This window comes from Oricola indica (assembly GCF_965227485.1).
Lineage (GTDB): Bacteria > Pseudomonadota > Alphaproteobacteria > Rhizobiales > Rhizobiaceae > Oricola > Oricola indica.
The window spans coordinates 3,593,971-3,619,643 of record NZ_OZ245747.1; the positions used below are offsets into that span (position 1 = coordinate 3,593,971).

23 protein-coding genes and 1 pseudogene are annotated in these 25,673 nt (G+C 61.5%); 10 read left to right on the forward strand and 14 right to left on the reverse strand.

What is annotated here, in order from left to right:
* Nucleotides 1–99: 99 nt before the first annotated feature.
* Nucleotides 100–906 carry an IclR family transcriptional regulator gene (locus ACQK2M_RS18025; RefSeq protein ID WP_425418924.1) on the forward strand — a complete coding sequence of 269 codons (807 nt, stop codon included), beginning with the start codon at nt 100–102 and terminating at the stop codon, nt 904–906.
* Between the two features lie 9 nt (nt 907–915).
* Here ACQK2M_RS18025 and ACQK2M_RS18030 read toward each other — a convergent pair whose 3' ends face one another.
* The 4 genes from ACQK2M_RS18030 to ACQK2M_RS18045 all read right to left on the reverse strand — a co-directional run bounded on the left by ACQK2M_RS18030 (nt 916) and on the right by ACQK2M_RS18045 (nt 4,875).
* Nucleotides 916–1,830, reverse strand: coding sequence for an NAD-dependent epimerase/dehydratase family protein (locus ACQK2M_RS18030; protein ID WP_425418925.1), 915 nt, complete (start codon nt 1,828–1,830; stop codon nt 916–918).
* A complete protein-coding gene (locus tag ACQK2M_RS18035; RefSeq protein WP_425420082.1) occupies nt 1,827–3,326 on the reverse strand; it encodes a tripartite tricarboxylate transporter permease in 1,500 nt (499 codons plus the stop codon). Before ACQK2M_RS18035 ends, ACQK2M_RS18030 begins: the two co-directional genes overlap by 4 nt.
* A gap of 43 nt (nt 3,327–3,369) precedes the next feature.
* On the reverse strand, nt 3,370–3,810 hold the full coding sequence (locus tag ACQK2M_RS18040; RefSeq protein WP_223477280.1) for a tripartite tricarboxylate transporter TctB family protein: 441 nt from the start codon (nt 3,808–3,810) through the stop codon (nt 3,370–3,372).
* 111 nt (nt 3,811–3,921) lie between these two features.
* Complete coding sequence (locus ACQK2M_RS18045; protein WP_425418926.1) at nt 3,922–4,875, reverse strand: Bug family tripartite tricarboxylate transporter substrate binding protein; 954 nt, start codon at nt 4,873–4,875, stop codon at nt 3,922–3,924.
* Nucleotides 4,876–5,084: 209 nt separating this feature from the next.
* Between ACQK2M_RS18045 and ACQK2M_RS18050 the strand changes: the two genes are divergently transcribed.
* From ACQK2M_RS18050 to ACQK2M_RS18065, 4 genes and pseudogenes are all read left to right on the forward strand, one after another.
* The gene (locus ACQK2M_RS18050; protein ID WP_425418927.1) at nt 5,085–5,882 is read left to right on the forward strand and encodes a phytanoyl-CoA dioxygenase family protein; all 798 of its coding nucleotides are present in this window, start codon (nt 5,085–5,087) and stop codon (nt 5,880–5,882) included.
* Nucleotides 5,883–5,909: 27 nt separating this feature from the next.
* Entirely contained in the window at nt 5,910–7,601 is a 1,692-nt protein-coding gene (locus ACQK2M_RS18055) for a thiamine pyrophosphate-binding protein (protein WP_425418928.1), read from the forward strand.
* Nucleotides 7,588–8,361, forward strand: coding sequence for an SDR family NAD(P)-dependent oxidoreductase (locus ACQK2M_RS18060; RefSeq protein ID WP_425418929.1), 774 nt, complete (start codon nt 7,588–7,590; stop codon nt 8,359–8,361). The genes ACQK2M_RS18055 and ACQK2M_RS18060 overlap by 14 nt, the downstream gene beginning before the upstream one ends.
* Before the next feature lie 177 nt (nt 8,362–8,538).
* Nucleotides 8,539–8,683 (forward strand): annotated as a pseudogene (locus ACQK2M_RS18065) (IS3 family transposase); the annotation flags it as partial.
* Between the two features lie 59 nt (nt 8,684–8,742).
* Here the strand turns inward: ACQK2M_RS18065 and ACQK2M_RS18070 are convergent.
* The 10 genes from ACQK2M_RS18070 to ACQK2M_RS18115 all read right to left on the reverse strand — a co-directional run bounded on the left by ACQK2M_RS18070 (nt 8,743) and on the right by ACQK2M_RS18115 (nt 19,927).
* Nucleotides 8,743–9,651 (reverse strand): SMP-30/gluconolactonase/LRE family protein, encoded by a 909-nt coding sequence (locus ACQK2M_RS18070; RefSeq protein ID WP_425418930.1) that lies wholly within the window; start codon nt 9,649–9,651, stop codon nt 8,743–8,745.
* Between the two features lie 26 nt (nt 9,652–9,677).
* A complete protein-coding gene (locus ACQK2M_RS18075; RefSeq protein ID WP_425418931.1) occupies nt 9,678–11,180 on the reverse strand; it encodes an aldehyde dehydrogenase family protein in 1,503 nt (500 codons plus the stop codon).
* 25 nt (nt 11,181–11,205) lie between these two features.
* Nucleotides 11,206–12,687: an aldehyde dehydrogenase gene (locus ACQK2M_RS18080; protein WP_425418932.1), complete on the reverse strand. Its 1,482-nt coding sequence runs from the start codon at nt 12,685–12,687 to the stop codon at nt 11,206–11,208.
* Nucleotides 12,688–12,689: 2 nt separating this feature from the next.
* Nucleotides 12,690–13,067 (reverse strand): carboxymuconolactone decarboxylase family protein, encoded by a 378-nt coding sequence (locus tag ACQK2M_RS18085; protein ID WP_223477033.1) that lies wholly within the window; start codon nt 13,065–13,067, stop codon nt 12,690–12,692.
* Nucleotides 13,068–13,104: 37 nt separating this feature from the next.
* Nucleotides 13,105–13,518 carry a hypothetical protein gene (locus ACQK2M_RS18090; protein ID WP_425418933.1) on the reverse strand — a complete coding sequence of 138 codons (414 nt, stop codon included), beginning with the start codon at nt 13,516–13,518 and terminating at the stop codon, nt 13,105–13,107.
* A gap of 1 nt (nt 13,519) precedes the next feature.
* Nucleotides 13,520–15,184 carry a GMC family oxidoreductase gene (locus ACQK2M_RS18095; RefSeq protein WP_425418934.1) on the reverse strand — a complete coding sequence of 555 codons (1,665 nt, stop codon included), beginning with the start codon at nt 15,182–15,184 and terminating at the stop codon, nt 13,520–13,522.
* A 38-nt stretch (nt 15,185–15,222) separates the two neighbouring features.
* Nucleotides 15,223–16,191, reverse strand: coding sequence for an ABC transporter permease (locus tag ACQK2M_RS18100; RefSeq protein WP_223477036.1), 969 nt, complete (start codon nt 16,189–16,191; stop codon nt 15,223–15,225).
* On the reverse strand, nt 16,188–17,144 hold the full coding sequence (locus ACQK2M_RS18105; protein ID WP_425418935.1) for an ABC transporter permease: 957 nt from the start codon (nt 17,142–17,144) through the stop codon (nt 16,188–16,190). The genes ACQK2M_RS18100 and ACQK2M_RS18105 overlap by 4 nt, the downstream gene beginning before the upstream one ends.
* On the reverse strand, nt 17,141–18,679 hold the full coding sequence (locus tag ACQK2M_RS18110) for a sugar ABC transporter ATP-binding protein (RefSeq protein WP_425418936.1): 1,539 nt from the start codon (nt 18,677–18,679) through the stop codon (nt 17,141–17,143). Before ACQK2M_RS18110 ends, ACQK2M_RS18105 begins: the two co-directional genes overlap by 4 nt.
* Before the next feature lie 72 nt (nt 18,680–18,751).
* Nucleotides 18,752–19,927, reverse strand: coding sequence for a substrate-binding domain-containing protein (locus tag ACQK2M_RS18115; RefSeq protein ID WP_425418937.1), 1,176 nt, complete (start codon nt 19,925–19,927; stop codon nt 18,752–18,754).
* 289 nt (nt 19,928–20,216) lie between these two features.
* Here ACQK2M_RS18115 and ACQK2M_RS18120 point away from each other — a divergent pair, with 289 nt between their 5' ends.
* Genes ACQK2M_RS18120 through ACQK2M_RS18140 form a run of 5 tightly spaced genes read left to right on the forward strand, consistent with a single transcriptional unit; the run spans nt 20,217 to nt 25,670 of the window.
* Nucleotides 20,217–20,969 carry an electron transfer flavoprotein subunit beta/FixA family protein gene (locus ACQK2M_RS18120; protein ID WP_425418938.1) on the forward strand — a complete coding sequence of 251 codons (753 nt, stop codon included), beginning with the start codon at nt 20,217–20,219 and terminating at the stop codon, nt 20,967–20,969.
* Between the two features lie 2 nt (nt 20,970–20,971).
* Nucleotides 20,972–21,937, forward strand: a complete 966-nt coding sequence (locus ACQK2M_RS18125; protein ID WP_425418939.1) for an electron transfer flavoprotein subunit alpha/FixB family protein — start codon at nt 20,972–20,974, stop codon at nt 21,935–21,937.
* A 6-nt stretch (nt 21,938–21,943) separates the two neighbouring features.
* On the forward strand, nt 21,944–23,953 hold the full coding sequence (locus tag ACQK2M_RS18130) for a (Fe-S)-binding protein (RefSeq protein ID WP_425418940.1): 2,010 nt from the start codon (nt 21,944–21,946) through the stop codon (nt 23,951–23,953).
* Entirely contained in the window at nt 23,953–24,876 is a 924-nt protein-coding gene (locus ACQK2M_RS18135; RefSeq protein WP_223477043.1) for an NAD(P)-dependent oxidoreductase, read from the forward strand. The genes ACQK2M_RS18130 and ACQK2M_RS18135 overlap by 1 nt, the downstream gene beginning before the upstream one ends.
* The gene (locus ACQK2M_RS18140; protein WP_425418941.1) at nt 24,876–25,670 is read left to right on the forward strand and encodes an N-acyl homoserine lactonase family protein; all 795 of its coding nucleotides are present in this window, start codon (nt 24,876–24,878) and stop codon (nt 25,668–25,670) included. The genes ACQK2M_RS18135 and ACQK2M_RS18140 overlap by 1 nt, the downstream gene beginning before the upstream one ends.
* Nucleotides 25,671–25,673: the final 3 nt, after the last annotated feature.

Sequence of the window (25,673 nt, forward strand, 5' to 3'; positions counted from 1 at the left end):
GGCGGAGTTGTCCGCCCCGCATTTGTGGCAAATCCACAAAACAGATGAAGCTACAGCGTTTTGTTATTAGTATCGCTGCGAAAAGACCGGGAAACACACGTGGCAAGACGCAAAACCGAGCAGGACCTGGCCGACGGCGACAAGGATTATCGCTTCAACACCTCACTGGCACGCGGCCTCTCGGTGCTGAAGGCATTCGGACCCGACAACCGCCCCATCGGCAATGCGGAAATCGCGAAACGCGTCGACTTGCCGAAGGCGACGGTGTCGCGCCTGACATTCACGCTGACGGAACTCGGCTACCTCACCTATGACGACGATATCGGGCGCTATTCGCTCGGGCCGGCCGTTCTTTCCCTCGGCTATGACGTGCTGGCGCAGATGGAAATCGGGGATATCGCGCGGCCGTTCATGCAGGAACTGGCCGAATATGCCGACGGGTCGGTTTTTCTTGGCATGCCGAGCGGGACCGAACTGGTCTATATCCAGGCCTGCCGCTCACCGGTTTCGATGACGATCCGGCTGGGCATCGGCTCTCGCATTCCGATGGCAAAGACGGGAATGGGGCGGTCTTATCTGGCGGCACTGCCGGAGGATGATCGCGCGGCGCTCCTTGAACGTATGGCTCACGATTTCGGGGACGAATGGCCGGAAATCGAACGGAAACTCCAGCCCGCGATAGAGGACGCCACGGCGCGGGGCTTCGCCATCGCGGAAGGCGACTGGATCACCGAATCCAACTCGGCCGGCGTCGCCATCAAGAACGCGGCCGGCTACCCGGTCTATGCCGTCAATGTCGGTGGCCTTCGCTCGATCATCACGCGCGAGCGCCTCGAGGTCGATCTGGGTCCGCGCCTCCTTGCCGTCGCACGGCAGATCGAACATGCCGCACGCGCGGTGATGTAACGCGTGATTTCAGCCGGCGAGTGCGTTTCGCCGGAAGATCTCGACGGTTTCGGCGACCCCCTTCTCCAGCGAGGTATCGGGCAGCGGGCCGATGATCCGCTGTAATGGCTCCGTATCGAACCCCGCCACGGGCGACAGCCGGCTTTCATCGGCCAAGGTGATGTGCGCATCCGGAACAACGCTTGTAATCGCGGAGCGGATATCCGACGTGGTCTCAACCCGAGACGTCAGGTCGGACAACAGCGCACCCTCCCAGTCGGACGCAGCGGCCCGAACGAACATCTCGGCGACGTCGCCGGCATATTGAAAGCAGCTCTCTGTCCGGAAGGGCATCTCGTAAGCCTCGCCCAACGCGGCCGCACGGATCGCCGTCGTGATCGCCGAGGTTTCGCCCTGATCCCGACCCACGCCATAGACGATATGCGGTCGCAGACCGAGGCTCGGAACGCCATGATCCTCCCAGTAGAGACGCGCGATCTCCTCGTCCGTTTTCTTGTAGACGCCGTAGAGATTGGCCGGCGCATTAGCCTCGCCGCGCGGTTTGGCGGCGATCGAACTCGTATAGATGACGCGCCGCACGCCATGAATGCGCGCTGCCTCCATTATGTTCAGGTGGCCGATAATGTTGACCTTCGCGCCGAGGACAGGATTGCCCCGGCATTGGGGTATCTGCAGTGCGGCGAGGTGTATGATGGCCGAGGGGCCGGTTTCAGACACGATCGCCTCGACAGCACCCCCGTCTGTCACGTCGCAACTGCGCCATGCGATGCGGTCCATGGGCGGATCGGGTAGCAGCGCTTTCAGGCGGCTGAAGTCGCGGTCGATATCCGTGGCGACAACATCATGACCGGCGGCGACAAGCCGGGCAATGATCCATGCACCCAGAAATCCGTTGGATCCCGTAAGAAGAACAGGGCCGGTCATTGAGGGTTCTCCCGTGATGCGCGGTGACGTTCCTTCAGCCATCGCAGGATCGGCCAAAGCACCATTGTGGCTGTGAGCAGGAACAAACCGAGCGCGATGGGCCGTTCAAAAAAGGCGAGAAAGCTGCCGCGGGTCAGAAGCAGCCCTTGCCGCAGGGAGTTCTCGATCGTCTCGCTCAGCACCATGCCGATCACCAGCGGCGCGAGCGGAAAACCTCCGCGCCTGAGCAGAAAGCCCCCTACTCCACCCAGAAACGCGATTACCAGATCGAGCGGATTGCCGCGCACGCCGTAGGCGCCGACGATGGCGATCACCACGACCATGGTCATCAGCAGCGGTTCGGGAATGCGCAACGCCGGCGTGAACAATTGCGCACCCAATGCGCCGCAGAAGAACATCATGATGTTGACCACGACCAGGATGGCGAAAATCGCGTAGACGAGGTCAAGATGATGCAGGAAAAGCTGCGGGCCCGGCGTCAGACCGTGGACGATGAAGGTACCGAGCATCACGGCGGTGACCGGATCGCCCGGAATACCGAGTGCAAGCGTCGGCACCATGGCCGAACCCGTCACGGCGTTGTTCGCACTCTCCGCCGCGATGATGCCGGACGGCTCACCCTTGCCAAAATTCTCGCGGAAGCGAGAACTGCGCCTCGCCTCGGAGTAGCTGATAAAGGCTGACGTGGTCGCGCCTGTGCCGGGCAAGGCGCCGACGAACGAGCCGATCATGCAGGATTTCAGCAGCGTCCCGAGACGTGGCTTCCATTCCGCGAGAGGCGGCAGCCGAAAGCCCACATTGTGAACGACCTGTGGCTTCGGTTTGTGGTTATCCGCGACACGCGTGAAGACCTCGGAAAGCGCAAACACACCGACAATAGCCGGGATCAAAGAGATACCGGCGCTCATCTCGAAGCTGCCGAAGGTGAACCGCATGTCGCCGGTCACGTGGTCCGCGCCGACCGTCGCCAGAAACAATCCGATCGCCCCGGTCAGAAGTCCTTTCGCCATGGCGCCGCGCGAAACATTCGCGATACAGATCAGCGCAAAGACGCCAAGTGCGAAGAACTCGATAGCGGTGAAATTCAGCGAAAAGGCCGCCAGTTGCGGCGCGGCGAGGATGAGTACGGCAACGGAAAAGAGACCGCCGATCGTCGAGGCCGCGGTCGCCCAGCCGATCGCCAAATCGGCCTCTCCGCGCTGCGCCATGGGAAACCCGTCCAGAGCCGTCGCGGCCGCCTGCGGTGTTCCCGGCGTGTTGATGGCTATGGCGGTGATCGAACCGCCATAAACCGAGCCGCAATAGATGCCGAGCATCAACGCCAGGGCGGGTATCTGATCCATGGAATAGGTGAAGGGTAAAACCATCGTGATACCGATGACCGACCCCAGGCCGGGCAACACGCCGACCATCACGCCGAGCACGGTCCCGGCGAGCATTGCAAAAAATGTGGCCAGGGTCAGGACGTGGCCGAGACCTTGCGCGAACAGTTCCATCAATCAGATCTCCGGTCGCGGCAGAAGCGTTTCTTATCCATGTTCAGAAGGTATCGAACCACGGTGACGACGGCAGGATGATCAGGAAGACTTCCTCGAATACGTACCAAACCGCGAAGGTGTAGATGACAGCAAGCCCCAGTATGATCGGCACGCGCCGGTAGCCCATGATCCAGGGAAGCACCACGGTGAAAGCCAATGTCGAAATGACGAAGCCGATACGCGTTATCGCCAGCGTGTAGAGCCCTGTCGCCACGAGCGCCGCGATCGTCCAGCCATAAGGACCGGGCTCCTCCTCGTCGCGGCTTTCGGCGCGCGCCTGAACGAGCACGATGATCGACAACAGCAATACCGCCCACAGGATGATCCGTGGATAGAAGACCGGCCCTCGCCCGGCAGTCATGAACGATGTCTCATACGCCGGATCGAAAGTATGCCAGACAAGAAAAATCCCGGCGAAGAGAATCCCCGCCGCCGTGAACATCGCCACCGATAAGCCGCTTTTCTGCACGTCTCGCCTCGTTCCAGGAAAGGTCCCCGACTGAACCGGCGGATGCAGCCTCAGAGACGCACCCGCCGGTTGGCCCGAAACGTCTTACTTGCCGAGACCGGCACCAACGAGGAGTTTTTCGTTCTTGTCGAATTCCGAACGAACGAACGCCTCGAATTCCTCGCTGCCCATGAAGGCAACCGGTTGGCGAAGCGTTTTCATGCGTTCGGTGAACGCGTCCGAATGAATACCCTCTTCGCAGGCCGATTCGAGCGCTGCACGGGCCTCGTCCGGAATGCCCTTCGGCGCGACGATTCCACCCCAGATCGGGAAGTCCATCGGAACGCCCTGATCACCGGATGTCGGAAGATCCTCGGCGCCATCGACACGCTCGGAACTAAACATCGCCAGCGAGCGCACCTGATCGCCATTTTGCGTCAGGAACGAAATATGGGCGACGAACATGTCCACCGATCCATCCAGCATCGCCTTAAAGGTCGGCGCGCTTCCCTTGTAGGGAATGAAGGTGAATTCTGCGCCCGTCGCGTCGGCTAGTCCGAGACCCGCAACATGCGGAATGGAACCGACCGCCTGGACGCCATAGTTCAGTTCGCCCGGATGCTCCTTCGCGTAAGCGATCATGTCCTGAAGGTCCTCGAAGGGCGAATCCTTGCGCACGACCAGCGACGACGGCGCTGTATAGGCGAGGCAGATATAGTCGAAACTGTCGGGATTATAGGGCAGTTCGCGCAAATGCGGCTGGGTGGTCATCGGGCCGACAGGCATCATGCCGACCGTGTAGCCGTCAGGCCTCGCGCGGGCCGTTTCCGCGGCTCCGATGGTGCCGCCCGCGCCGGCCGTGTTCTTCACGACGATCTCGCCGCCCAGCGCCGCGGCCATCGGCTCGGCAAGGGTGCGTGTGGTGATGTCGGTACCGCCGCCGGCGGCGAAAGGCACGATGATGGTCACGGGTTTCGCCGGGAAATCCGCCGCATGCGCGGACAGGCCCGTACCGACGGCGGCAACAAGCGCCGCGAGCGTAGTTAAAACAGTCTTCATTTCATTTCCTCCCTTTGTTCGTCTGCCGGCCTGTTTTCTTGGCCGCTGCCGGGGCGGTTGGCTCCGCTCCTTCTTGCTTCGGCCTGACGTTAAGGCGGAATCGGATTTTTTCAAAACATAATTTCAAAAAAATTTGAAATTGAATTCCAAAAGTCGTAACGCTAGACATCAGGACGCGTTTTCCGCGCCCGACTTGGGAGGAAAATCTGATGCTGAACCAACAGGAACTTGACACTTATCACGAGGACGGACTCGTGATGGCGGACTACCGCCTTCCCACCGATGTGCTGGAGAATCTGCGGGGTGCCGTGGACAAACTGATCCACGATCATCCGAATGTCCGTCCGGAACAACTTTCAGGGCCGCACAACCCCTGGGGACAATCCGCTCAGTTGATGGGGAATGTCGACTTCCTCGAATTCTGCCAGCACCCCGATATCCTCGACATGGTCGAGCAGGTTATCGGACCGGACATTATCCTCTGGGGTTCGATGCTGTTCGCCAAACCGGCCGGAGACGGCAAGGCCGTGCCGTGGCATCAGGACGGACGCTACTGGCCAATCGAGCCGCTAGAAACGGTGACCGTGCGCGTCGCAATAGACGGATCCGACCTGGAAAACGGCTGCATGCAGTACATTCCGGGCTCGCACAAATCGCGCTCGCTGGAGTTGCACGAGATCGACATCCGCGACGACATGGCGCTGGGCCAGCGCATGGCGGAAGTGGACGATTCCAAGGCTGCCGACTGCATTCTCGCCCCCGGCCAGATTTCGCTGCACGATGTCTACACCGTACACGGTTCGGCACATAACCGCTCGACCAAACGGCGTGCCGACTATGCGATTCGCTATATGCCGGCGACCTCGCTCTACGACCGGTCGGACGATCATCCGGCGACCGTCTACGCCCGCGAGAACTCGCCCAACATGAACTACACGAAGCGCCCGATCTGGCTGGTGCGCGGACAGGATCGCGCCGGCAACGACTTCAGCGTCGGCAAGGGCTGAGGCCCATCGCAAGGAAAAAGAACAGCAATGACAAAGACAAATGAAGCTGTGGTCCGGACTCTGGTGGAGTCCGGCGTCAACCGCGCCTTTACGCTGCCGGGCCTGGGCATCACATGGTCCCTGCCCGCATTCCACGACGCCAAGGCCGATTTCGATGTGGTTCTGACCCGCAACGAGTGGATCGCTTCCGTCATGGCGCAGGTCACCGGCCGCCTGACCGGCCGGCCGGCGGTTCTGATGGGACAAGGTCCCTGGGTTACGACGATCGGCGGCATGGGAATTCTTGAGGCGCACTTCTCGGGGTCACCCATGGTCGTCCTGACCGAGACCTCGGACTATGACGGCTACGGTCAGATGGGCGTCTACCAGACGATGACCGGAGATTACGGCGGGGCAGACGCGATGGCTTCGCTAAAGCCGATCACGAAATACTGCACCTATGCGACGACGCCCGAGGAAGCCGTCTACGGCACACAGATGGCGGTCAAACACGCGGTCCTGCCGCGACAGGGACCGGCCGCAGTGGTCATGAAAACACCGATCATCCGTGCCGAAATGCCGGAGACCTCGAAACCGAAGCTCTATCCGTCACAGGGATATTACGCATATACGCCGTCGCGGCCCGATGCCGGCGCCGTTTCGCGACTGGCCGAGATGATCGACAAGGCCGAGCGTCCGCTGATCATCGCGGGCAACGGCGTGCTTTCGTCAGGTTGTGGCGCGGCATTGCAGGAACTGGCCGAAGCGGCCGGCGTCGGCATCGCCACGAGCTACAACGCCAAGGGCGCAATATCCGAAAACTCCGACATCTGTGTCGGCATGATGGGAACCTGGGGACACCGCGCAGCCAACCGCGCGGTCGCTCAAGCCGACCTCGTGGTCATGCTGGGCGCCTCGATGGGGCCGGACTACACGCGATTCCGCGAGGAAGGATTGATCCGACCCGGCGACCAGACGCTGGCGCAGGTGGATATCGACCCACGCAATGCGGGTTGGGTCTATCCTGTCGATTTCGCCATCACAGGCGACGCGAGCGATGTCGTCGCGATGCTGGCGGAACAGGGCCTGTCGGGAGCAAGGCGCGAAACACGTGTTGGGGCACTGACCGACGGGAAGAAGCGCAATGGCTATTTCGACCTGCCCGACCTGCCGTCAGCGCAGGGCACGGTACATCACTCCGATGTCGTGCGCGGCCTGCAATGCTTTCTCGGGCCGGACGACCTTCTGGCGCTCGACGCCGGGTCGAACCGGATCTGGGCGACGTTCGGGCTCAGAATGCCCTATCCCGGCCAGCTCCTTGTGCCCGGCGGCACCGGTGCGATGGGCTGGGGCGGACCGGCCGCGGCGGCGGCGAAGCTCGCACTGCCCGAAAAGCGCGTTACCTGCCTTGCCGGCGACGGTGGTTTCATGATGACGGTTCAGGTGATCCCCACCTGCGTCCAGCAGAACCTGGACGTGGTGTTTCTGGTCTCGAACAATTCCGGCCTCGGCATGGTTCGCGACAATCTGGGTGACAAGCGTCTCGCGGTCGATTTCAACGAAGTGGACTTCGTCAAGGTTGCCGAGGGCATGGGCGGCAAGGGACTGGCCGTCTACCATCCCGACGAAATCCGGGATGCACTCGACGAGGCGCACAAGATGGGCGGACCCGTCGTCGTCGACGTGAAGGTCGATCCCGATGCCAGCCACCATCCGGCGGTCGACAATGAACCGCTTTAAGAACCGAACCGCCCTGGTCACCGCCGCTGCAAGCGGCGTTGGCCGCGGCGTGGCCCTCCGGCTCGCGCTCGAGGGCGCGAAGGTCACGGTCTGGGACCGCGACACGGCGAAGCTCGACGACCTTTCGGGCGAAGTCGCCGCCGCCGGACTTCCGGTAACCGCCGAAGTGGTGGACATGACGGATGGCGATGCTGTCGTTGATGCCGTCGCGCGGATGGCCGACCGCAACGGCAGGATCGACGTGCTGGTGAACAATATCGGCGGCTCGCTGCACACGCCCTTCCATTTCCTCGAACAGAGCGACGAGGACTGGGCACGGGTCATGGACGTGAACGTGTCCGCGTGCGTGCGCACGACGCGGGCTGTTCTTCCGCACATGATCGAGTCGGGATACGGGCGCATCATCAATATGGGGTCGAAGGCAGGCCGCTTCGGCAGCCTGTTCGCGGGGGCGAACTACAGCGCCTCGAAAGGCGCGATGCAGGCCTTCACACTGCAGATCGCGCAGGAATTCGGGCCGCACGGCATAACGTGCAACACGCTGTGTCCCGGTGCGATCATTACAGAGCGGGTCGAGCGGTTGCTCGCCGAAAGGCAAAGCGCCGAGGAGCGCGCGCGCGTTCTGGAGAGCATTCCGGTCCGCCGGCACGGTCGCGTGGAGGATGTCGCCGCGGCGATCGCCTATCTCGCATCCGAGGAAGCCGGTTTTGTCAACGGCGCGTCTCTCGACCTGAATGGCGGGCAAGCGATGGTCATCTGACGGCTGGCCGCCCATCACGTTCCGCCCAAAGGCTGGAAACGTGCAGGAAGCTGCTTCCGTGCAGGATGCGCCGTGTTGGGTCCTCAGGATGCCGGAATGCGGTTGAGCAAACCGATGCCGACGTCGTTCCGTTCCGTCGCGAAATGACCCGCATCGAAGACCGCGCGGACTGAGAGGGCGAACTGGTTCGGGCACTATGGCTGAAGGCGCATCCACTGGCTGCTTGAGCAGGACGGCTGGTCTGTCCGTCTCAAGCACGGTGAAGCGCATTTGGCGGCGTGAAGGGCTCAGAATCCCGCATAAACGGCCTAAGCGTGGAAGGTTCTGATTCAATGGCGGCTCTCTGGCCATTGGAAGGCCAGGCAGGATGGGCAGCGCCAATCAGGACGGATATCGCAGGCCGGTCGTGTTCAAAAACACCGAATAGACCCCGGTCGTCGCCGTTATGAACAACCTGTTGTTGCGCGCGCCGCCAAAAGTGACGTTTGCGACAACTTCGGGAACCAGGATTTTTCCGATCAGTTCGCCCGAGGGTGTCAGACAGTGAACGCCGTCCCAGGCGCTGACCCAGAGATTACCGGCTGTATCGACCCGGAACCCGTCCGGAATTCCGGGTGCGATTTCCGCCAGGACCCGTGACGTGCCGAGTTTGTCGCCGTCAACCTCGAATGCCCTGATGTGATGCGGTGCGCTCCGATCCGTCAGCCAGCCGGAATCGGCGATGTAGAGCAAGCTTTCGTCGGGCGAAAACGCCAGACCGTTCGGCATATCGAAATCGTCGGCGACGACCGTCACGTCGCCGCTGTCGGGGTCGATCCGGTAAACGTTGCAGGTCTCTTGTTCCTGCGCCGCCTTTCGCCCGACATAGTCGGAGATGATGCCGTAGTTCGGATCGGTGAACCATATGGATCCGTCCGATTTGACGACGACATCATTGGGGGAGTTCAGCCTCGCCCCGTGGGCACTGTCGGCCAGCACGGTGACATGGCCATCATGCTCCGTGCGGACAACACGCCGTCCGCCCTGCTCGCAGGTCACCAGGCGCCCTTCCCGGTCGCGCGTCGACCCGTTCGGATTGGACACTCCGGCGCGGAAAACGGAAACCGCGCCGGTCTCCTCCTCCCATTTCAGCATTCGGTCATTGGGAATGTCGCTCCAGATCAGGCAACGCAAATCCGCGAACCAGACCGGCCCTTCCGCCCATCGGTTTTCGCCGTGGAGCTTTTCGAGAAACGCCACCGGGTCGATGAGCGAATTGAATCTCGGATCGATGATCTCGTAGCAGTTCATGCCGTCCTCCCTTTCGCACCTGCCGGTTACGGCAGGCGCATCGCGACTGTCTTCGTCTCCGTGTAGAGATCGAGGGCCTGGGCGCCGAGGTCGCGGCCCCATCCCGACTGCTTGAAGCCGCCAAACGGCATCGTGACGTCGTTGAAGTTGTGCGTGTTGACCCACACGGTCCCGGCCTTGATCTTTGCCGCCAGGCGGTGAGCCTTGCTCAGATCGTTGGTCCAGATCGCCGAGGCGAGGCCGTATTCGGTATCGTTGGCCGCACGCGCCACCTCGTCGAGACCATCATCGTCGAAGGGAATGGCGCAGACGACCGGGCCGAAGACCTCTTCGCGCATGACGGCCATGCTGGAACGCACATTGCCGACAATGGTCGGCGAGACGAAATAGCCTTCCCGGTTGGGAGCGAAGCCGCCGCAGACGACCTCCGCGCCCTCGTCCCTGCCCTCTTCGAGAATGCGGAAGATGCGCGACTGCTGCTTTTGCGAAACGACCGGGCCGAGTTGCGTGGCGGGATCGATGCCCGCGCCCATCTGCATGGCCGCACCCTGCTCGGCGACACCTTCGACCACGCGGTCATAGACATCGCGGTGCACGTAAAGCCGGGTGCCGGCCCCGCAACTCTGGCCGGCATTGAAGAAGGAACCGCTCGCCGCGCCGGCAATCGCCATGTCCAGATCGGCATCGGGGAGAATGATGGTCGGTGCCTTGCCGCCGAGTTCCAGGCTCACCTTTTTCAGGTTGCCGATAGCCGCCGTGGCGATGGCCCGGCCGGTCGCCGTCGAGCCGGTGAAGGCAATCTTATCGACCCCCGGATGCGCCGACAGCGCCGCTCCGGCCATCGCGCCATATCCGGTCACAACGTTGAGAACGCCTTCCGGCAGGCCGGCTTCCATTGCAAGCTCGGCCAGCCGCAGAGCGCCGATGGGCGTCTGCTCCGCCGGCTTCAGCACGATGGTGCACCCTGTCGCCAGCGCGGGCGCCACCTTCCAGGCCAGCATCGCCAGCGGGAAGTTCCAGGGAATGATCTGCGCGGTGACGCCAATCGGCTCGCGGCGGGTATAGGTGTGCCAGTTGCCGGGCGCAGAAACCGTCATGGTCTCGCCGTTGAGCTTGGTCGCCCAGCCGGCGTAGTATCGAAACACATCGGCGGTGAACGGCACTTCGCCGTTCAGGCTGTCGCCGATCGGCTTGCCGTTTTCCAGCGTGTTGATCGTCGCCAGTTCGCCGGCATGATCCAGGATCAGGTCGGCCAGGCGCCAGATGATCCGGCTGCGCTCCGACGGCGACATCTCGCTCCACGGACCTTCGAAGGCGCGCCGCGCCGCCATAACCGCGGCATCGACATCGGCCTTGTCGCCTTCCGCGACGCGGCCCAGGACTTCGCCGCTGGACGGGTCCTCCACATCCAGCATCTGCCCGGACACCGGCGGAACGTGTTTCCCGCCGATGAACAGCATCTGGTCGCGGCGGACAAAAGCCTCCCCGTCGCCCGACTGGCCGGGCGCTGCAACGTCTTGAATTGTCATCGTTATCTCCCTTGGGCTTACGGCCCTAGCGTTGAACGAATGGCGCAGGAATCGAGTTTTCCATGTCGATCCAGACCGATTTCTCCTGCAGATATTCGCGAATGGCCGTTTGGCCGTTTTCCCTGCCGAAGCCCGATTGCTTCATCCCGCCGAACGGCGACAGGGGGCTGGTGGCGCGGTACATGTTCACCCATACGGTGCCCGCGACGAGCCGCTTCGGCAGGCGCAACGCGCGCCCGACATCCTGCGTCCACACACCGGCCGCGAGGCCGAAAATGGTGTCGTTGGCAATGCGCACCGCATCGTCCTCATCCTCGAACGGGATAATGGACAGTACCGGCCCGAAGACCTCTTCCTGGGCGATCCGCATTTGCGGGCTGACATCGCCGAAGATCGTCGGCTGGACGAACCAGCCATTACCCTCCGGAACGCCGCCGCCGAGCAGGCAGGTCGCGCCTTCCGACTTGGCGATGTCGATATAGTCGAGCACCTTCTTGCGCTGCGGTTCGGTCGTGATCGGCCCGACCTGGGTGTCCTCCAGCAGCGGATCGCCGATCCGCGCCGTCCGGGCAAAGCCGACGAGCCGTTCGACCACCTCGTCATAGACGGAGCGTTGAACCAGGGCGCGCGAGCCCGCGATGCAGGTCTGTCCGGACGCCGCGAAAATGCCCGACACGATGCCCGGCACAGCGCTATCCATCTTCGCGTCGGCGAACACGATGTTGGCCGACTTGCCGCCGAGTTCCAGCGTCACCTTCTTCAGCCCCTCGGCCGCACCGCCATAGACCTTGCGGCCGGACGCGTCACCGCCAGTGAACGCCACTTTGGCCACCTTGGGATGCTTGACCAACGCCTCGCCTATCTCATGGCCGAAACCAGTGACGATGTTGACGACGCCGTCGGGAAATCCTGCCTTCTCGAACAACCGGCCAAAGGCCAGCGCCGAAACAGAGGAATATTCAGACGGTTTCCAGACCACCGTATTGCCGGCGGCCAGCGCCGGCGCCAGCTTCCATGTCGCCAGCATCAGCGGCGAATTCCACGGCGTGATTGCGGCGATCACGCCAAGCGGCTCTTCCAGCGTGTAGTTGAACACGCCTGGCTTATCGATCGGGATGACCCTGCCTTCGATCTTGTCGGCCAAGCCGCCGAAGTATCGGAACCATTGGGGCATGTAATTGAGCTGCATCCGCATTTCGCTGATTAGCTTGCCGTTGTCGCGGGTCTCAAGCCTGGCCAAGTTTTCGGCTTCCTCGGCCAGCAGATCGGCGAAGCGGCACAGCAACAGCCCCCGCTTCGACGCCGTCATCGAGCGCCACTCACCCTGAAAAGCCGCCTCGGCGGCTTCCGCCGCGTCGGCGACATCGTCGGCCGAAGAACGCGGGACACGCGCCCACGTCTCCCCGGTATAGGGGTCGTGGCTGTCGAAGGTGCGCTCTGTGCGGGAGCCGGTCCACCGGCCCCCGACAAGCATGTCGTAACGTTCGACAGGCAGTTGCTCACGCATGGTCAGGCTTCCAACTCGGCCAGCGCCTCTTTGGCGGTGCGGAAGCTGTCGACGCCCGCCGGCACGCCGGCATAGATCACGACCTGAAGCAGCACTTCGCGAATTTCTTCCTTGGTGACGCCGTTACGGATCGCGCCTTTGACATGCATCGTAAGCTCATGCTTGCGATTGAGCGCGCTGAGCATCGCGATGTTCAGCATCGAGCGCGTCTTCTTGTCGAGCGTGTCCCGGCCCCATACGGCGCCCCAGCAATACTCTGTGACAAGTTCCTGGAGCGGAAGATTGAAATCATCCGCGCTGGCAATCGACTTCTCGACGAATTCCGCGCCGAGCACGGATTTGCGGATTTCGAGGCCCTTCTCGAAGGTTTCCTTGCTCATGTCGTTTGTCTTCCTTTCAATGTGTCGGAGATGAAATTCAAAGCCCCGGGGTGGGGCGATAGGTCTGGCCGCGGGCGATCACTTTCGCCAGCGATCCGTCCACGAGGTAGGGTTGCGTCGCTTTGGAATCGTAGGTGACGCTTTCCTGGCCGGTATAGCCGATCAGTTCGCGAACCTTCTGGTCCATGTAGTAGGTGCAGACCGCCACGGTACTGAGCGCGTTGAACGCCTCCGCATCGCCTTCGGCCATCTTCTCAAGCGCGCCTTCGGCGCCATCCTTCAAATCGACGGCGACGGCGCGCTCGAAGCCTTCCTTGAGATCGATGCGAAAATCCAGTGCGGCCAGCGCAGTGTCATAGGTGCAGACCTCCGAATAGGCCGGCATGTCGCCATGTCGCGGGATCAGGAAATCCGCCAGCGCGAGAAAGGTATCGCCATGTTGCTCACTCATGTCATGCCACCTTCTGGTTGCGCCGCTCGGCAATCATGCGGCGGGTGTTTCGCAATGCGACGGCCATGATGGTCGCAGTCGGGTTGGTCGCGCCCGATGTCGGGAAGGTCGATGCATCCATCACGTAGAGATTCGGGACGTCATGGGTTGCCCCCCACTGGTCCACCACCGACTTGCGCGGGTCGTCGCCCATCACGGTGGTTCCGATCAGATGCCAACCGCTTTCCCGGACCGGCGTACTGACCAGTGTCTCGATCGCGCCGGCCGCATTCACGCTCTCGAGGCACCGCTCGATGTTGAAGTTCAGCAACCGGTTGGAGTTTTCGTTGACCTGATACTTGATCTGGGGTGCCGGCAGGCCATCGCTGTCGACGAGATCCTTCGACAGCACCACCTGGTTATCTTCCTCCGGCAGGTCTTCGCCCACGATGCCCCAGATCAGCGAATGTCCGAAACGCCGGGCAACGTTTTCATGCAGGTTCTTGCCCCAGAAATCGCGGAAATCGCCATCTTCGGACACATAAACCTTCGACCCGATCGCGCCGGACACCCCGACGGGACCGCCGGAGGGCATGCAGTTCCACTTCGACCCCCGGAGGAATCCCCGGCTCTCGTCGGTTTCGTAGAATTCTAGCGAATAGATCTGCTGGCCAAATGGCCCCCGCCAGCTATCGAGCGGGTCCTCGAACGAGGCAAGCACGCTTGCGAACGGGTGCATCATCAGCCGCTTGCCGACAAGGCCGGAGGAGTTGGCGAGACCGTCCTCGCCACCCGACATCAGCAGCAGCCGGGGTGTTCCGACACCGTTCGCGCAGAGAATGACAACCTTGGCCTTCTGGCGGCGAGTTCGCCCGTTGCCGTCGATATAGACGACGCCGGTGGCAAGACCGTCGGCACCGGTCTCGATCTCGCTGACGCGCGCATTCGTTACAAGAGTGGCGCCAGCCTTCAGCGCCAACGGCCAATGCGACCGGTCGGTGGTCGATTTCGCCCCTTCGGGACAGCCGGTCAGGCACGTGCCCCTGCGCACACACGGATTGAGCTGACCGAACGATTCCGACGGGATGGCGTTGGACCCGGGCCACCAGTGCCAACCCATCGCTTCCTGACCCATGATTCCGCGATGCCCCACGCTGCCCATCGGCAGGGCGGGAAACGGATACGGGCCGCGTGGTGGGTAGGCGGGGTCTCCGGACAGACCGGACACACCGACCTGCCGTTCGATTTCGAGCTGGAAGGGCAGTAGATCCTCATAGGTGAACGGCCAGTCGTCGGCCACACCATCCATGCTTCGAACCTTGAAATCGGACGGGAGGAAATGCATCCACTGCGCGCCATAGAGGTTCGCGCTTCCCCCCACGCCGGCATACATGAGCGGATTGATATCGGTCGTCGAGGTATCGACAGGATAGTCGCGCGGATTGTCGCGCACATTCGGATTGGGGTGCCAGAGCTTGGTCGCCACCAGTTCGTGCTCCGGGCGCGCACCGGTATAATCATCGTAGTCGGGCCAATCGCCCTGCTCCAGCACGACGACCGAGATACCGGCCCGCGCCAGTTCGAGCGCAGCCACGGATCCCGACGGCCCCGCACCGACGATGACGACGTCAACCTCCTCGTCGCGCCGCGGGCGGCTTCGTCTCGGCTCCAGTTTTTCGACAGACATCGAAAGTCTCCTCCAGTTCAGGTTTGTTTCGGCGGCGGTTACATCAGCCGCTGACGATAGAAGGCGGCCGCCCCGATGATGATGACGCCCTTGATGACCTCCTGCATCTCGATCGGAAAACCGAGCAGCAATACGAGGTTGCTGATAACGACAAGTACGACGACGCCGAGAAGCGCGCCGACGATCGTCCCACGACCGCCGGAAAGCGCGACGCCGCCCATGACCGCGGCCACGATGGAATCGAGTTCATAGCCCTGCCCCACCCAGTTCGAGACTGTTCCGACATAGCCGAGCAGGAACAGCCCACCGATCCCGGCACAAACCGAACTGAGAACGTAACAAAGGATCGTGATCCGCTCGGGAGAGGTTCCGTTCAGGAACGCCGCACGGGGATTGGTGCCGACCATGTAGATCTGACGCCCGATCCTCGAACGGTGCAACAACACGCCGGCGAATACGGCAAGGATACCCAAGGCGAGCAGATTGACCGGGATTCCGAATACGCGGCCTGACGCCAGCCATGCCATCCCCGGCGGCAAAGTGGAGATGGGCGCGCCGCCGGTATAGGCGAACCGGGCGCCTTGCAAGATGATCATCGTCGCAAGTGTCGCCAGGAACGGGCTCACACCGCGCTTCGCAATCAGCCATCCATTCAGCAAGCCGACCATGGCCGAGAGGATGATGGCGGCCACGAAAATCAAAGGAATGACGCTGTCGTCGGTGGCCTTGAATGCCGTGGCGAGGACCGCAACCGTAGCCATGAGAGAGGCGACCGAAAGATCCAGGCCGCGGACCAGAATTGCAAAAGTCTGGCCAATGACGACCATCCCCAAGGGAGCTGCGATGGTCAACACGTTTACGAGATTCTGAGGCCCGAGAAATGCCGGCGAAGTGACCGCGGCAATTATCAGGAGCAGAGCCAGGAAGACAATCAGCCCGTATTTCTCGAACATGCCGGCCATCGACATGCCTTCGCGCCTGATCGCGGCGTTATCTACCTCGGTCATCCGCCCCTCCTGTCGGACCGGTAAATGCCGACTGCGATAATGATGATCAGGCCTTGAACAACCCACTGCCAGTAGGATGAAACACCGGCGAAGTTCAGAAGGTTGTTAAGGATCGAAACCAGAAGGACGCCCAGAAACGTTCCGAACACGCCGCCACGACCGCCGGCGAGAATGGTACCGCCCACGATTACGGGTGTGATGGACTGCAGCGTCAACGGCAGACCGATGCGCGGATCGCCTACCCCGGTCTTGGCCACCAGGAACAACGCGGCAAGCGACGTGCAGAGTCCGGCGAGCGCATATGCGAGTATCTTCACGCGCCTGACCGGAACGCCATTGAGGCGTGCCGCTTCCTCATCGCCGCCGACGAAATAGAGCATCCGTCCCGTCCCCGTGCGTTGCAGCCAGACCCCCGCGATCGCGAACGCGGCAACCAGCGCATAGGCGGTTATCGGGATGCCCATGAAGTTGTTGTAGGCGATATCCTCGAACACGATCGGTACAGAGCCGCCTGGCTGCTTGCGGTACATCAGCGTCAGTCCGAAAATGACGGACGACATTCCCAGCGTGACGATGAGAGGATGCACCCGGAGGAAAACGGACAACGTACCGTTGATGGCCCCGATCCCCGCGCCGAGCATCATTGCTGCCGGAACCGCAACCCATATCAGGTCCGGCCGCCAATCCAGGAAGGATGCGACAAAGACGGTAATGGCTCCGGCCAATGCGCCGATCGAAAGATCAATGCCGCCGATCAGAATGGTGAATGTCTGGCCAAGGCTGACAAGACCGAGAACGACCATCTGCTGAAACAGGAAGGAGAAATTGCGGACAGTGAGAAAGCGATCGGAGATCAGCGTGCCCGCCACGATTATGATCGCCAGCAAGAGCAGGACGACCAGATAGTTGGGAAGCAGACGATTCCTCCGCATTGTCGCGACTATAGCGCTCATGCTGCCGCCTCCCGTCCCGCGTCGCTCGCCCTATTGGGCGCGGCGACGGCGAAATGCATGATGCTGTCTTCCGTGATCTCGTTGCCTGCGACCTCCCCGGTCACTTCGCCATGCGCCATGACGACGACCCGGTCCGACATGCCCACGACCTCCGGCAACTCCGAACTGATCATCAAGATCGCAAGTCCGCGCTCCGCCAGCTCCCTGATGATCCGGTAGATCTCAACCTTGGCGCCGACATCGACGCCCCGGGTCGGCTCGTCGAGGATCAGCAGGCGGTCCGCGATGCGTGTCCAGCGGGAAAACAGGATCTTTTGCTGATTGCCACCCGACAGGGCTCCGACGCGCGTGGACACGGTCGGGGTCGCGACCGAGAAAGCCTTGACCTGGCCTTCCGCCATTTCCCTTTCGCGCCCGTTGTCCACGAGCATACCTTTACTGACGTCGCTCAGTGCGGGCGCGAAGATGTTCGCCGCCACGGACATGTCCAGGAAAAGCCCCGAACCTTTCCTGTCCTCGGTCAGGTAGCCGATGCCGCGCCCAATGGACACGGACGGCCGGTGACCGGCGATGCGCGAGCCGTCGAGCTCTATACTGCCGTGATCGATTGGTGCGATTCCGAAAATGGCGTCGGCGACCTCGGTACGCCCGGACCCGACCATACCCGCGAGACCGACGATCTCGCCGGCGCGTACGTCGAGGCTGACATCGCGAACCCGCTTTCCCGACGCCAGATTGCGCACACGCAAGACCGGCCCTTCCGCAGCTTCGGTGTTGGCGCTCGCCTTCGCCGGAAAAATCTGCGTGATCTCGCGGCCGACCATCATGTTGATCATGCGGCTTCTCGTGAGTTCCTCCACGGGAGCCGAACCGACAAGCTTGCCGTCCTTCAACACGGTCACACGATCCGCGATATCGAAGATTTCCTCGAGGCGGTGCGAGATATAGACGATTCCGATTCCCTGCGAGCGGAGATGGCGCATCCGGTCGAAAAGCAGATCGACCTCCTTGCCGGAAATGACCGCAGTCGGCTCGTCGAGAATGAGAAGCCTGACCTCGCCGACAAGCGCCTTGGCGATCTCGACCATCTGCTGGTCCGCCAGGGCAAGTTCGTCGATGCGGGCAGACGGATCGATGCTGACGCCAAGAGACTTGAGGATGGTCTTTGCTTGCCTCGTCCGCTCCCGCGCTGACAACAGTCCCAGCCGCCCACGCGGCTGATGATCGACGAGAATGTTTTCGGCGACGGTCAGTTCGGGAAAGAGCGCGAGTTCCTGATGAATGACATGAATTCCAGCGTCGCGCGCTTCCCTGGGATTACGCCATTCCACTTCCCGGCCCAGATATTTGATAGTCCCGCCGTTTGGCCGGATCGCACCACCGATCACATTGGTGAGCGTCGACTTGCCGGCTCCGTTCTCGCCCAACAGCGCATGAACTTCTCCCGGCACGACGTCAAAGCTAACCCGATCCAGCGGCTTGACGCCCGGATAGATCTTTTCGATCTGAGTCAACTCGAGTACAGGCTCGACCATTTTCGACTTTCCCGCAAAATTGTCCCGGTTGTCCTTCCGGCGAAACGCCGGAAGGATTCGACCGAATTTTGCTTACTTCGGATACTCGGGATCGAACGTCGCGGGATTGTATCCCTCGGGCAAACCGTTGCTCGGCGAGAGGTCACCCGGATCATCCATGCTCACATGATCGAGCAGGTAGCGGTCGGCCTTGACGGAGGCTGTTTCCGCATCGGGCGACGTGACAATCTGCATGTTGACCTCGACACGGGATGGCACCGGCACGCCGTTGAGCACATCGAGCGCGGTTTCGACACCGGTAATGCCCATTGATGTCGGATAGTCGATTCCCATCATCGGCACATCGTATTCGTGCGCGAGCTGGTACATGCGCGCCACATCGCCACCGGTCATCGGAGGGATTTCACCCTTGCCGTAACCCGCGTCCAGATAGGCTTCGATGGCGCCGTATCCCTGCAGCGCGCTGTCCGCGAGCACGCCATCGATCTTGTCGCCGTACTTCTGGATCAACGCGGCCATGGTCGCCTTGCCGGTCGCTGGGTTCCAGTCGGTATATTGCATTTCCAGGACGTTGATGCCCGGATACTTCGAAAAGACCTCCTTGTTGGCCTTGATGCGGATTTCGGCCGGGCTGGCGCCGGCGATGCCGGGGAGCATGACGATGTCGCCTTCCCCGTTCAAATACTCGGCCATCCACTGGGCTTCCATGCGGCCCACAACGGTGTCGGATGCCGTAACGAAGGTAATGTAATTTTCGGGGCTCGACACCTTCCGGTCCACCATCACCACGGGGATGCCCTGTCGCATCGCACGACCCACGACGCTGTCCAGAGCTTCCTCGGTCGCCGGTGCGATGAGAAGCAGATCGACTCCTTGGCTGATCAGGTCCTGAATATCGGAAATCTGCTTGGCCGGATCATCATTTGCGTCGGTGACCAGGAAGCGTTCGATCTGGTCGGAATTCTGCCCGGCAGACCAGAGAATACCGTGTTGAAACGCGACGCGCCAAGCGTTCGATATGGAGGCGTTGGAGAAGCCGATTGTATACGGACCTTCCTTCTTCCACTTCGCCGTATCGACCATCTCGTTGAAGTTCGGGTTCCAAAGCCACGTCCGCGGAACGCCCTCATAGCCTTTTCGCCCAGCGTCCTGTGCAGACGCCGGAACCACTGCCAGCACTCCCGCGACCAATACGCCGGCGATACCTGCGGCGAAGCCCGCTTTTGTCTTATGACGAATTGAATTCATTGATTTTTCTCCTCCCGGAAATCCGGTTCTCATGAATATCGGCAGCGTCAGACCGCCTCAAAATCCGAAGATCTCTGACATTCCTCCAAAGATGTGGAGCGACGCCTGGGCAACGCCTCACAGGCAAAAAATAGCTATCGATACCCGCATCAGGTCAATCTGCAATCCGGTAATATCCGGTATTACCCGACGCCTGCTGGTCGCGGCGGAAAACCGCGTTTAGCCTCCCGAGGAAAAGGCATTGCATTCGCTCTTTCGGCGTTTGCGGCCAGGAATTTGGGAGGAAGAAATGAGGATTCTCGTCATCCTTCGGATGATGCCTGATCCGGCGTCCGAACTGGAATTGAATGAGGACGGTCTGACCCTGGACCGGGAGTGGCTCGACTTCAAACTGAACGATTTCGACGACCAGGCCCTGGAGGAAGCAATCCTTCTGAAAGAGGCCACCGGTGCCGAGGTGACGGCGGTTGGTGTCGGGGAAGGCTCCCGCAGGACATTGCAGATGGCGCTCGCGCGCGGCGCCGATCGGGCCATCGAGGTCGAAACGGACCCGGATGCGATGATTTGTTCGCGCACCATCGCGAAGGGGATCGTGAAGATCATCCAGGATGAAAACGCCGACCTGGTGCTCACAGGCGTTCAGACCCCGGAAGACCTCTACGGCCAGCTGGCGCCGTATCTCGCAGCGTTTCTGGACTGGCCGTCCCTTTCGGGCACGAGCCACGCCGCGCTGTCGGGAAATTCGCTTTCCGTCGCCCAGGAACGCGGAGGCGGACGCACCGCAAACTACGAAATCGCACTTCCCGCCGTTCTCGGCGTTCAAACGGCATCCAAGGCGCCCCGCTACGTTTCGGGAAGCAAGCTGCGTGAAGCTGCCAAGACGCCTATCGAAAGCGCTGAGATCGAAGCTCCGCCGCTTGCTCCCTCCGGGCAACTGGTCGAACTCGCGGCGCCTCAAAGCAATGGCGGCGGCATATCGCTTGGCAGCACGGCAGATGAAGCCGCAGCCCGCCTGATCGATATTCTCGCCACAGAAGCATGACCATGAAAATCCTTGTAGTCGCAGAAACCCTTGACGACGGAATCGATCCGGTCAGCCTGGAACTGATCACAGCGGCGCGCACTGTTGCCGAAACGAGCGATGAGGTCGTCGCGATTGCCTTCGCCGAAACGTCCTCCACTCCCGCAGAATCTCTCGGAAGCGCGGATCGGTTGATCTGCGTCGAGGGCGCGAACACGGATACGCTGACGCCGGAAGCGATCCAGAGCCATGTGCTGGAGATTCTTGAGCGCGAAACGCCGGATCTTGTCCTCGTGGCCTATTCCGCGATGGGCCTCGACTTGGCGTCGTGGCTTGCGGCACGCGCAGAGATGGGTCTTACCGCCTACGTCAACGCATTGGAACACGAGGGCGGCAAGATCGTCGCGCGCTCCCAGCTCTATGGCGGCAAGATGCTCGCGCGTACCGAATTGGCATTGCCAAACGTCTTGTCGGTCACGCCCGGCAATTTCCCGGAAGCGCCCAGAACCGCCGCCGAGAAGGTCGAAGCCTTTGAGCCGAAGCCCCTGGAAAACTGCCACATCCAGCTGAAATCTCTGCAATCGCCCGAGCTGGAGGGAGTGAACCTGACGACGTCGGATCGGATCCTCTGCATCGGACGGGGCATTTCAGACGAAAACGGCGTCGAACAGGCGCGGCAACTGGCGACGCTTCTATCGGCGGATCTCGCCGGAAGCAGACCTGTCGTGGACGGCGGCCTGCTTGAGAAGCGCCGTCAGGTTGGCAAATCGGGACAGAAGGTGAAGCCCAAGCTCTACATCGCACTTGGTGTATCGGGCGCACCGGAACACCTTGAAGGCATGGCGGGTTCCGAAAAGATAGTCGCCGTCAACACCGATCCGGATGCCCCGATCTTCAATGTCGCCCATTATTCGGTGAATTGCGACCTGTTCGATTTCATGCAGGCGCTTGGCGACAGGCTCGAGGAAAGTCCGGCGGAAACTGGGTAACCGGGCATGCGCGACACTGCAATCCTGTGGGCTCTGACCGGCTCCGCTGTTGCCATCACGCTTTGGCGAAGCCGGTTTCTGATCGCTCCCCTCGTCGCAGCCCGCAGGCCGGTCGAAGACCGCACCGGTCATCCCGGAAGGCGCGTATCCGGCGTTCTGGCTGCGGTCGGACTTCATCGCAAACTTCTGCAACGCCCGGTTTCCGGCGTGCTTCACGCGATGATCTTCTCGTCCTTTCTGGTCCTGCTGACGGCGATCGTTCAGGCATTCGGGAGCAAGCTCTTCCCCGGTTTCTCGCTCGCTGCGGTGGGCGGGGAAACCTGGTTCCGGCTGCTGCAGGATATTTTCGGAGTCGTGATGCTGCTGGGCGTCGCCCTGGCCATCTGGCACCGCTACTATCTTCGGCCCGCGAGATTCAAGGGCTCCAACAATGCCGACGCGACCTGGATCTACGTCTTGATCGCGGCAATCGTCGGCTCGATGTTCATGGAAAGCGCGTTTACGATCCAGGCCCACGGATCGACGGCCTGGCGGCCCGTCTCAGGTCTGATCGCTCAGGCACTCGGTGCCGCCGGTTTGACTTGGCCGGCCGGCGAAGCCTTTTTCTACTGGGGGCATGTTCTCGCGATCCTCGCCTTCCTCGTTTACATCCCCGGCTCGAAACACCGGCACATGTTTCTGGCGGCGCCGAATATCTTCCTGCGGAACCTTGAACCGAAAGGCATGTCGCCGGCGGTCCCCGCCGATCGCGAGCAGCCGGGGGTCAATCACTTTTCCGATTTCGGCTGGAAGCATAATCTCGACCTTCTGACATGTACGGAGTGCGGACGTTGCCAGGCGGCCTGCCCGGCCTATGCGGCCGGTTTGCCGCTAAGCCCGAAATTGCTGATCACCGATCTGCGCGACGCGATGATCGACCCGTCATGCACGCACGAACCGATCGTCGGTGGCGCGATTTCACCGGAAACCCTCTGGGCATGCACGACATGCCGTGCCTGTGTGGAAGCCTGCCCCGTCGAGATTGAGCACCTGCCGAAGATAATCGATCTCCGCCGCACCCTCGTCGAAGCCGGTACGATCAATCCCGGCATGCAGGACGCCTTCACCAATCTGGGCAATCTCGGCAATTCCCTGGGTCAGCCGTCGCGCCAGCGCGCGCGCTGGACCAAAGGCCTGCCCTTCAAGGTGAAGGATGCGCGAAAAGAGCCGGTGGATGTCCTCTGGTTCGTCGGCGACTACGCGTCATACGATCCAAGAGTGCAGGAGGTCACCCGCAAGATCGCGATGCTTCTCCATTCGGCCGGCGTCGACTTCGGCATTCTCTATGACGCCGAACAAAACAGCGGCAACGACGTCCGGCGCGCAGGCGAAGAAGGTCTCTTCGAAATGCTCGCTCAGTCGAATATCGACGCGCTCGAAGCGGCCGACTTCAATCGCATCATGACCACGGATCCGCACACGCTGAATGCATTGCGGAACGAGTACCGGTATCTCGGCGCAAACTATGATGTCGTTCACTACACCACCCTGCTCGCCGAACTCGCGGAAACCGGTAGCCTCCGCATCAGGAAGACCGCGGAAGGCGGGACAGCGACATATCACGATCCTTGCTACCTCGGACGCTATAACGGCGAATTCGACGCTCCGCGCACGCTGATAACTTCAGTCGGCCTGAAACTGCACGACATGCCTCGATGCCGCGAAAACAGCTTCTGCTGCGGCGCCGGCGGAGGCCGCATCTGGCAGGATGACGAAGGTGTCGTGGAACGCCCGAGCGAGAACCGAATTCGCGAGGCGCTGGATATAGAAGGCGTTTCGGTCTTCGTCACCTCCTGTCCGAAAGACAAGGTGATGTATTCGGCCGCGGTCGACGCGCTGGGCGTCGGAGATCGCATCGTCGTCCGCGACATCGCGGAAATCCTGGAAATCGAAACGGATAACAACACAGCACCGTCTGCAGATGCGCAGGGCGGAAACGAACGGCGCGTGGCGCGGGATAGGAAGGAGACATCTTAATGAGCAGCAAGAAGATCGGTTTTGTCGGCGTGGGGAAAATGGGAGCGCCGATGGCTCTGCGCCTTATCGCTGCCGGCCACGAGTTGGTGATTCACGACAAGAATCTGGCCGCAGTCGAGATGGTGACCGAAAGCGGGGCAAAAGCAGTCGATTCTCCGAAGGCCGTCGCGGACGAATGCGAGATCGTCATCGTCAGCCTCCCCAACCCGCAGATACTGGAAACCGTTGCGCTGGGCGCCGACGGTCTCGCGCACGGGAAGACGATACGAATTCTCATCGATCTCTCGACGACCGGTCCGAAAACAGCCGCGCACATCGCCAACAACCTCTCCGAAAACGGCGTCAAAATGATCGATTCACCCGTCAGCGGCGGTTTGAAGGGTGCACGAGAGGGGACGCTCGCTGTCATGAATTCGGGACCGCAATCCGCGTATCAGGAAGTGAAGCCGGTTCTGGAAACCTTCGGCCGGCTGTTTTATCTCGGCGAGATCGCGGGTGCCGCGCAAACCATGAAGCTCGCCAACAATCTACTCGCCGCATCCGCTCTCGCCGTCTCCTGCGAGGCCGTCGTCATGGGCGTCAAGGCGGGCCTGGATCCGAAGATCATGCTCGACATCATCAATGCGGGAAGCGGCCGCAACAGCGCCACCGAGGACAAGTTTCCCAAATCCATCCTCCCCAGGACTTTCGACTTCGGCTTCGCGACAGGCCTGTCGTTCAAAGACGTGCGCCTTTGCGTCGATGAAGCCGAGGCCATGGGGGTTCCCATGGTCGTCGGCAGCGCGGTCCGGCAGATGCTCAGCATGACCAACCAGGTCTATGGGCCTGACAGCGATTTCACCTCGATGATAAAGATCGTCGAAGGTTGGGCCCATGTCGAGGTCGGAGAAGCGCAACCGGAAAGGACCGAGGTCCAGGGCTGATGGGTCAAGAACACTACGAGATCTATGCCGTCCGTTATGGCCATGATGGACGGCGATCTTCGCAAAACTTCCTTGGCGGAGATCCCCACGACACCGATATGCCGCTGGACTACTTCGTCTGGGTGATCGCATCGCCAAAGCGCAAGATCGTGCTGGACACCGGCTATTCACCCGAATCGGGCGAGAAGCGCGGCCGCAAAACCATACGTCCGGTCAATGAAGGCCTTGCCGCGATCGGATGCGACCACGCGGCCGTCACGGACGTGATCATCTCGCATCTCCATTACGACCACGCGGGCAATCAGGATCTTTTTCCTGAAGCGACATTCCACCTGCAGGACGCCGAGATGGGATACGCGACGGGGCGCTGCATGTGCCACCACGCGATCAACCACCCCTTCGACGTCGACGACGTCACCGCCATGGTAAAACGTGTCTACCGGGGAAAGGTCTGCTTCCACGAAGGCGACGAGGAGTTCGCGCCCGGCATTAGCTTGCACCACGTCGGCGGTCATTCGCAGGGGCTGCAGATCGTCCGGGTCGAGACCGCGCGCGGACCCGTTGTGCTCGGATCCGATGCCGCGCATTTCTATGCGAACATGGAACGCGGGATACCGTTCCCGGTATGCGACAGCCCGGCCGACGTGCTGGAAGGCGTTACACGCATGCGCAAGCTTGCAGCCAGTGACGACCACATCATTCCCGGGCACGATCCGCTCGTCACTGCCCGGTATCCTTCCGTGTCCGGCGACCTGCCGGATATCGTGAGGCTGGACCTGCCACCGGAGAAATAGCGG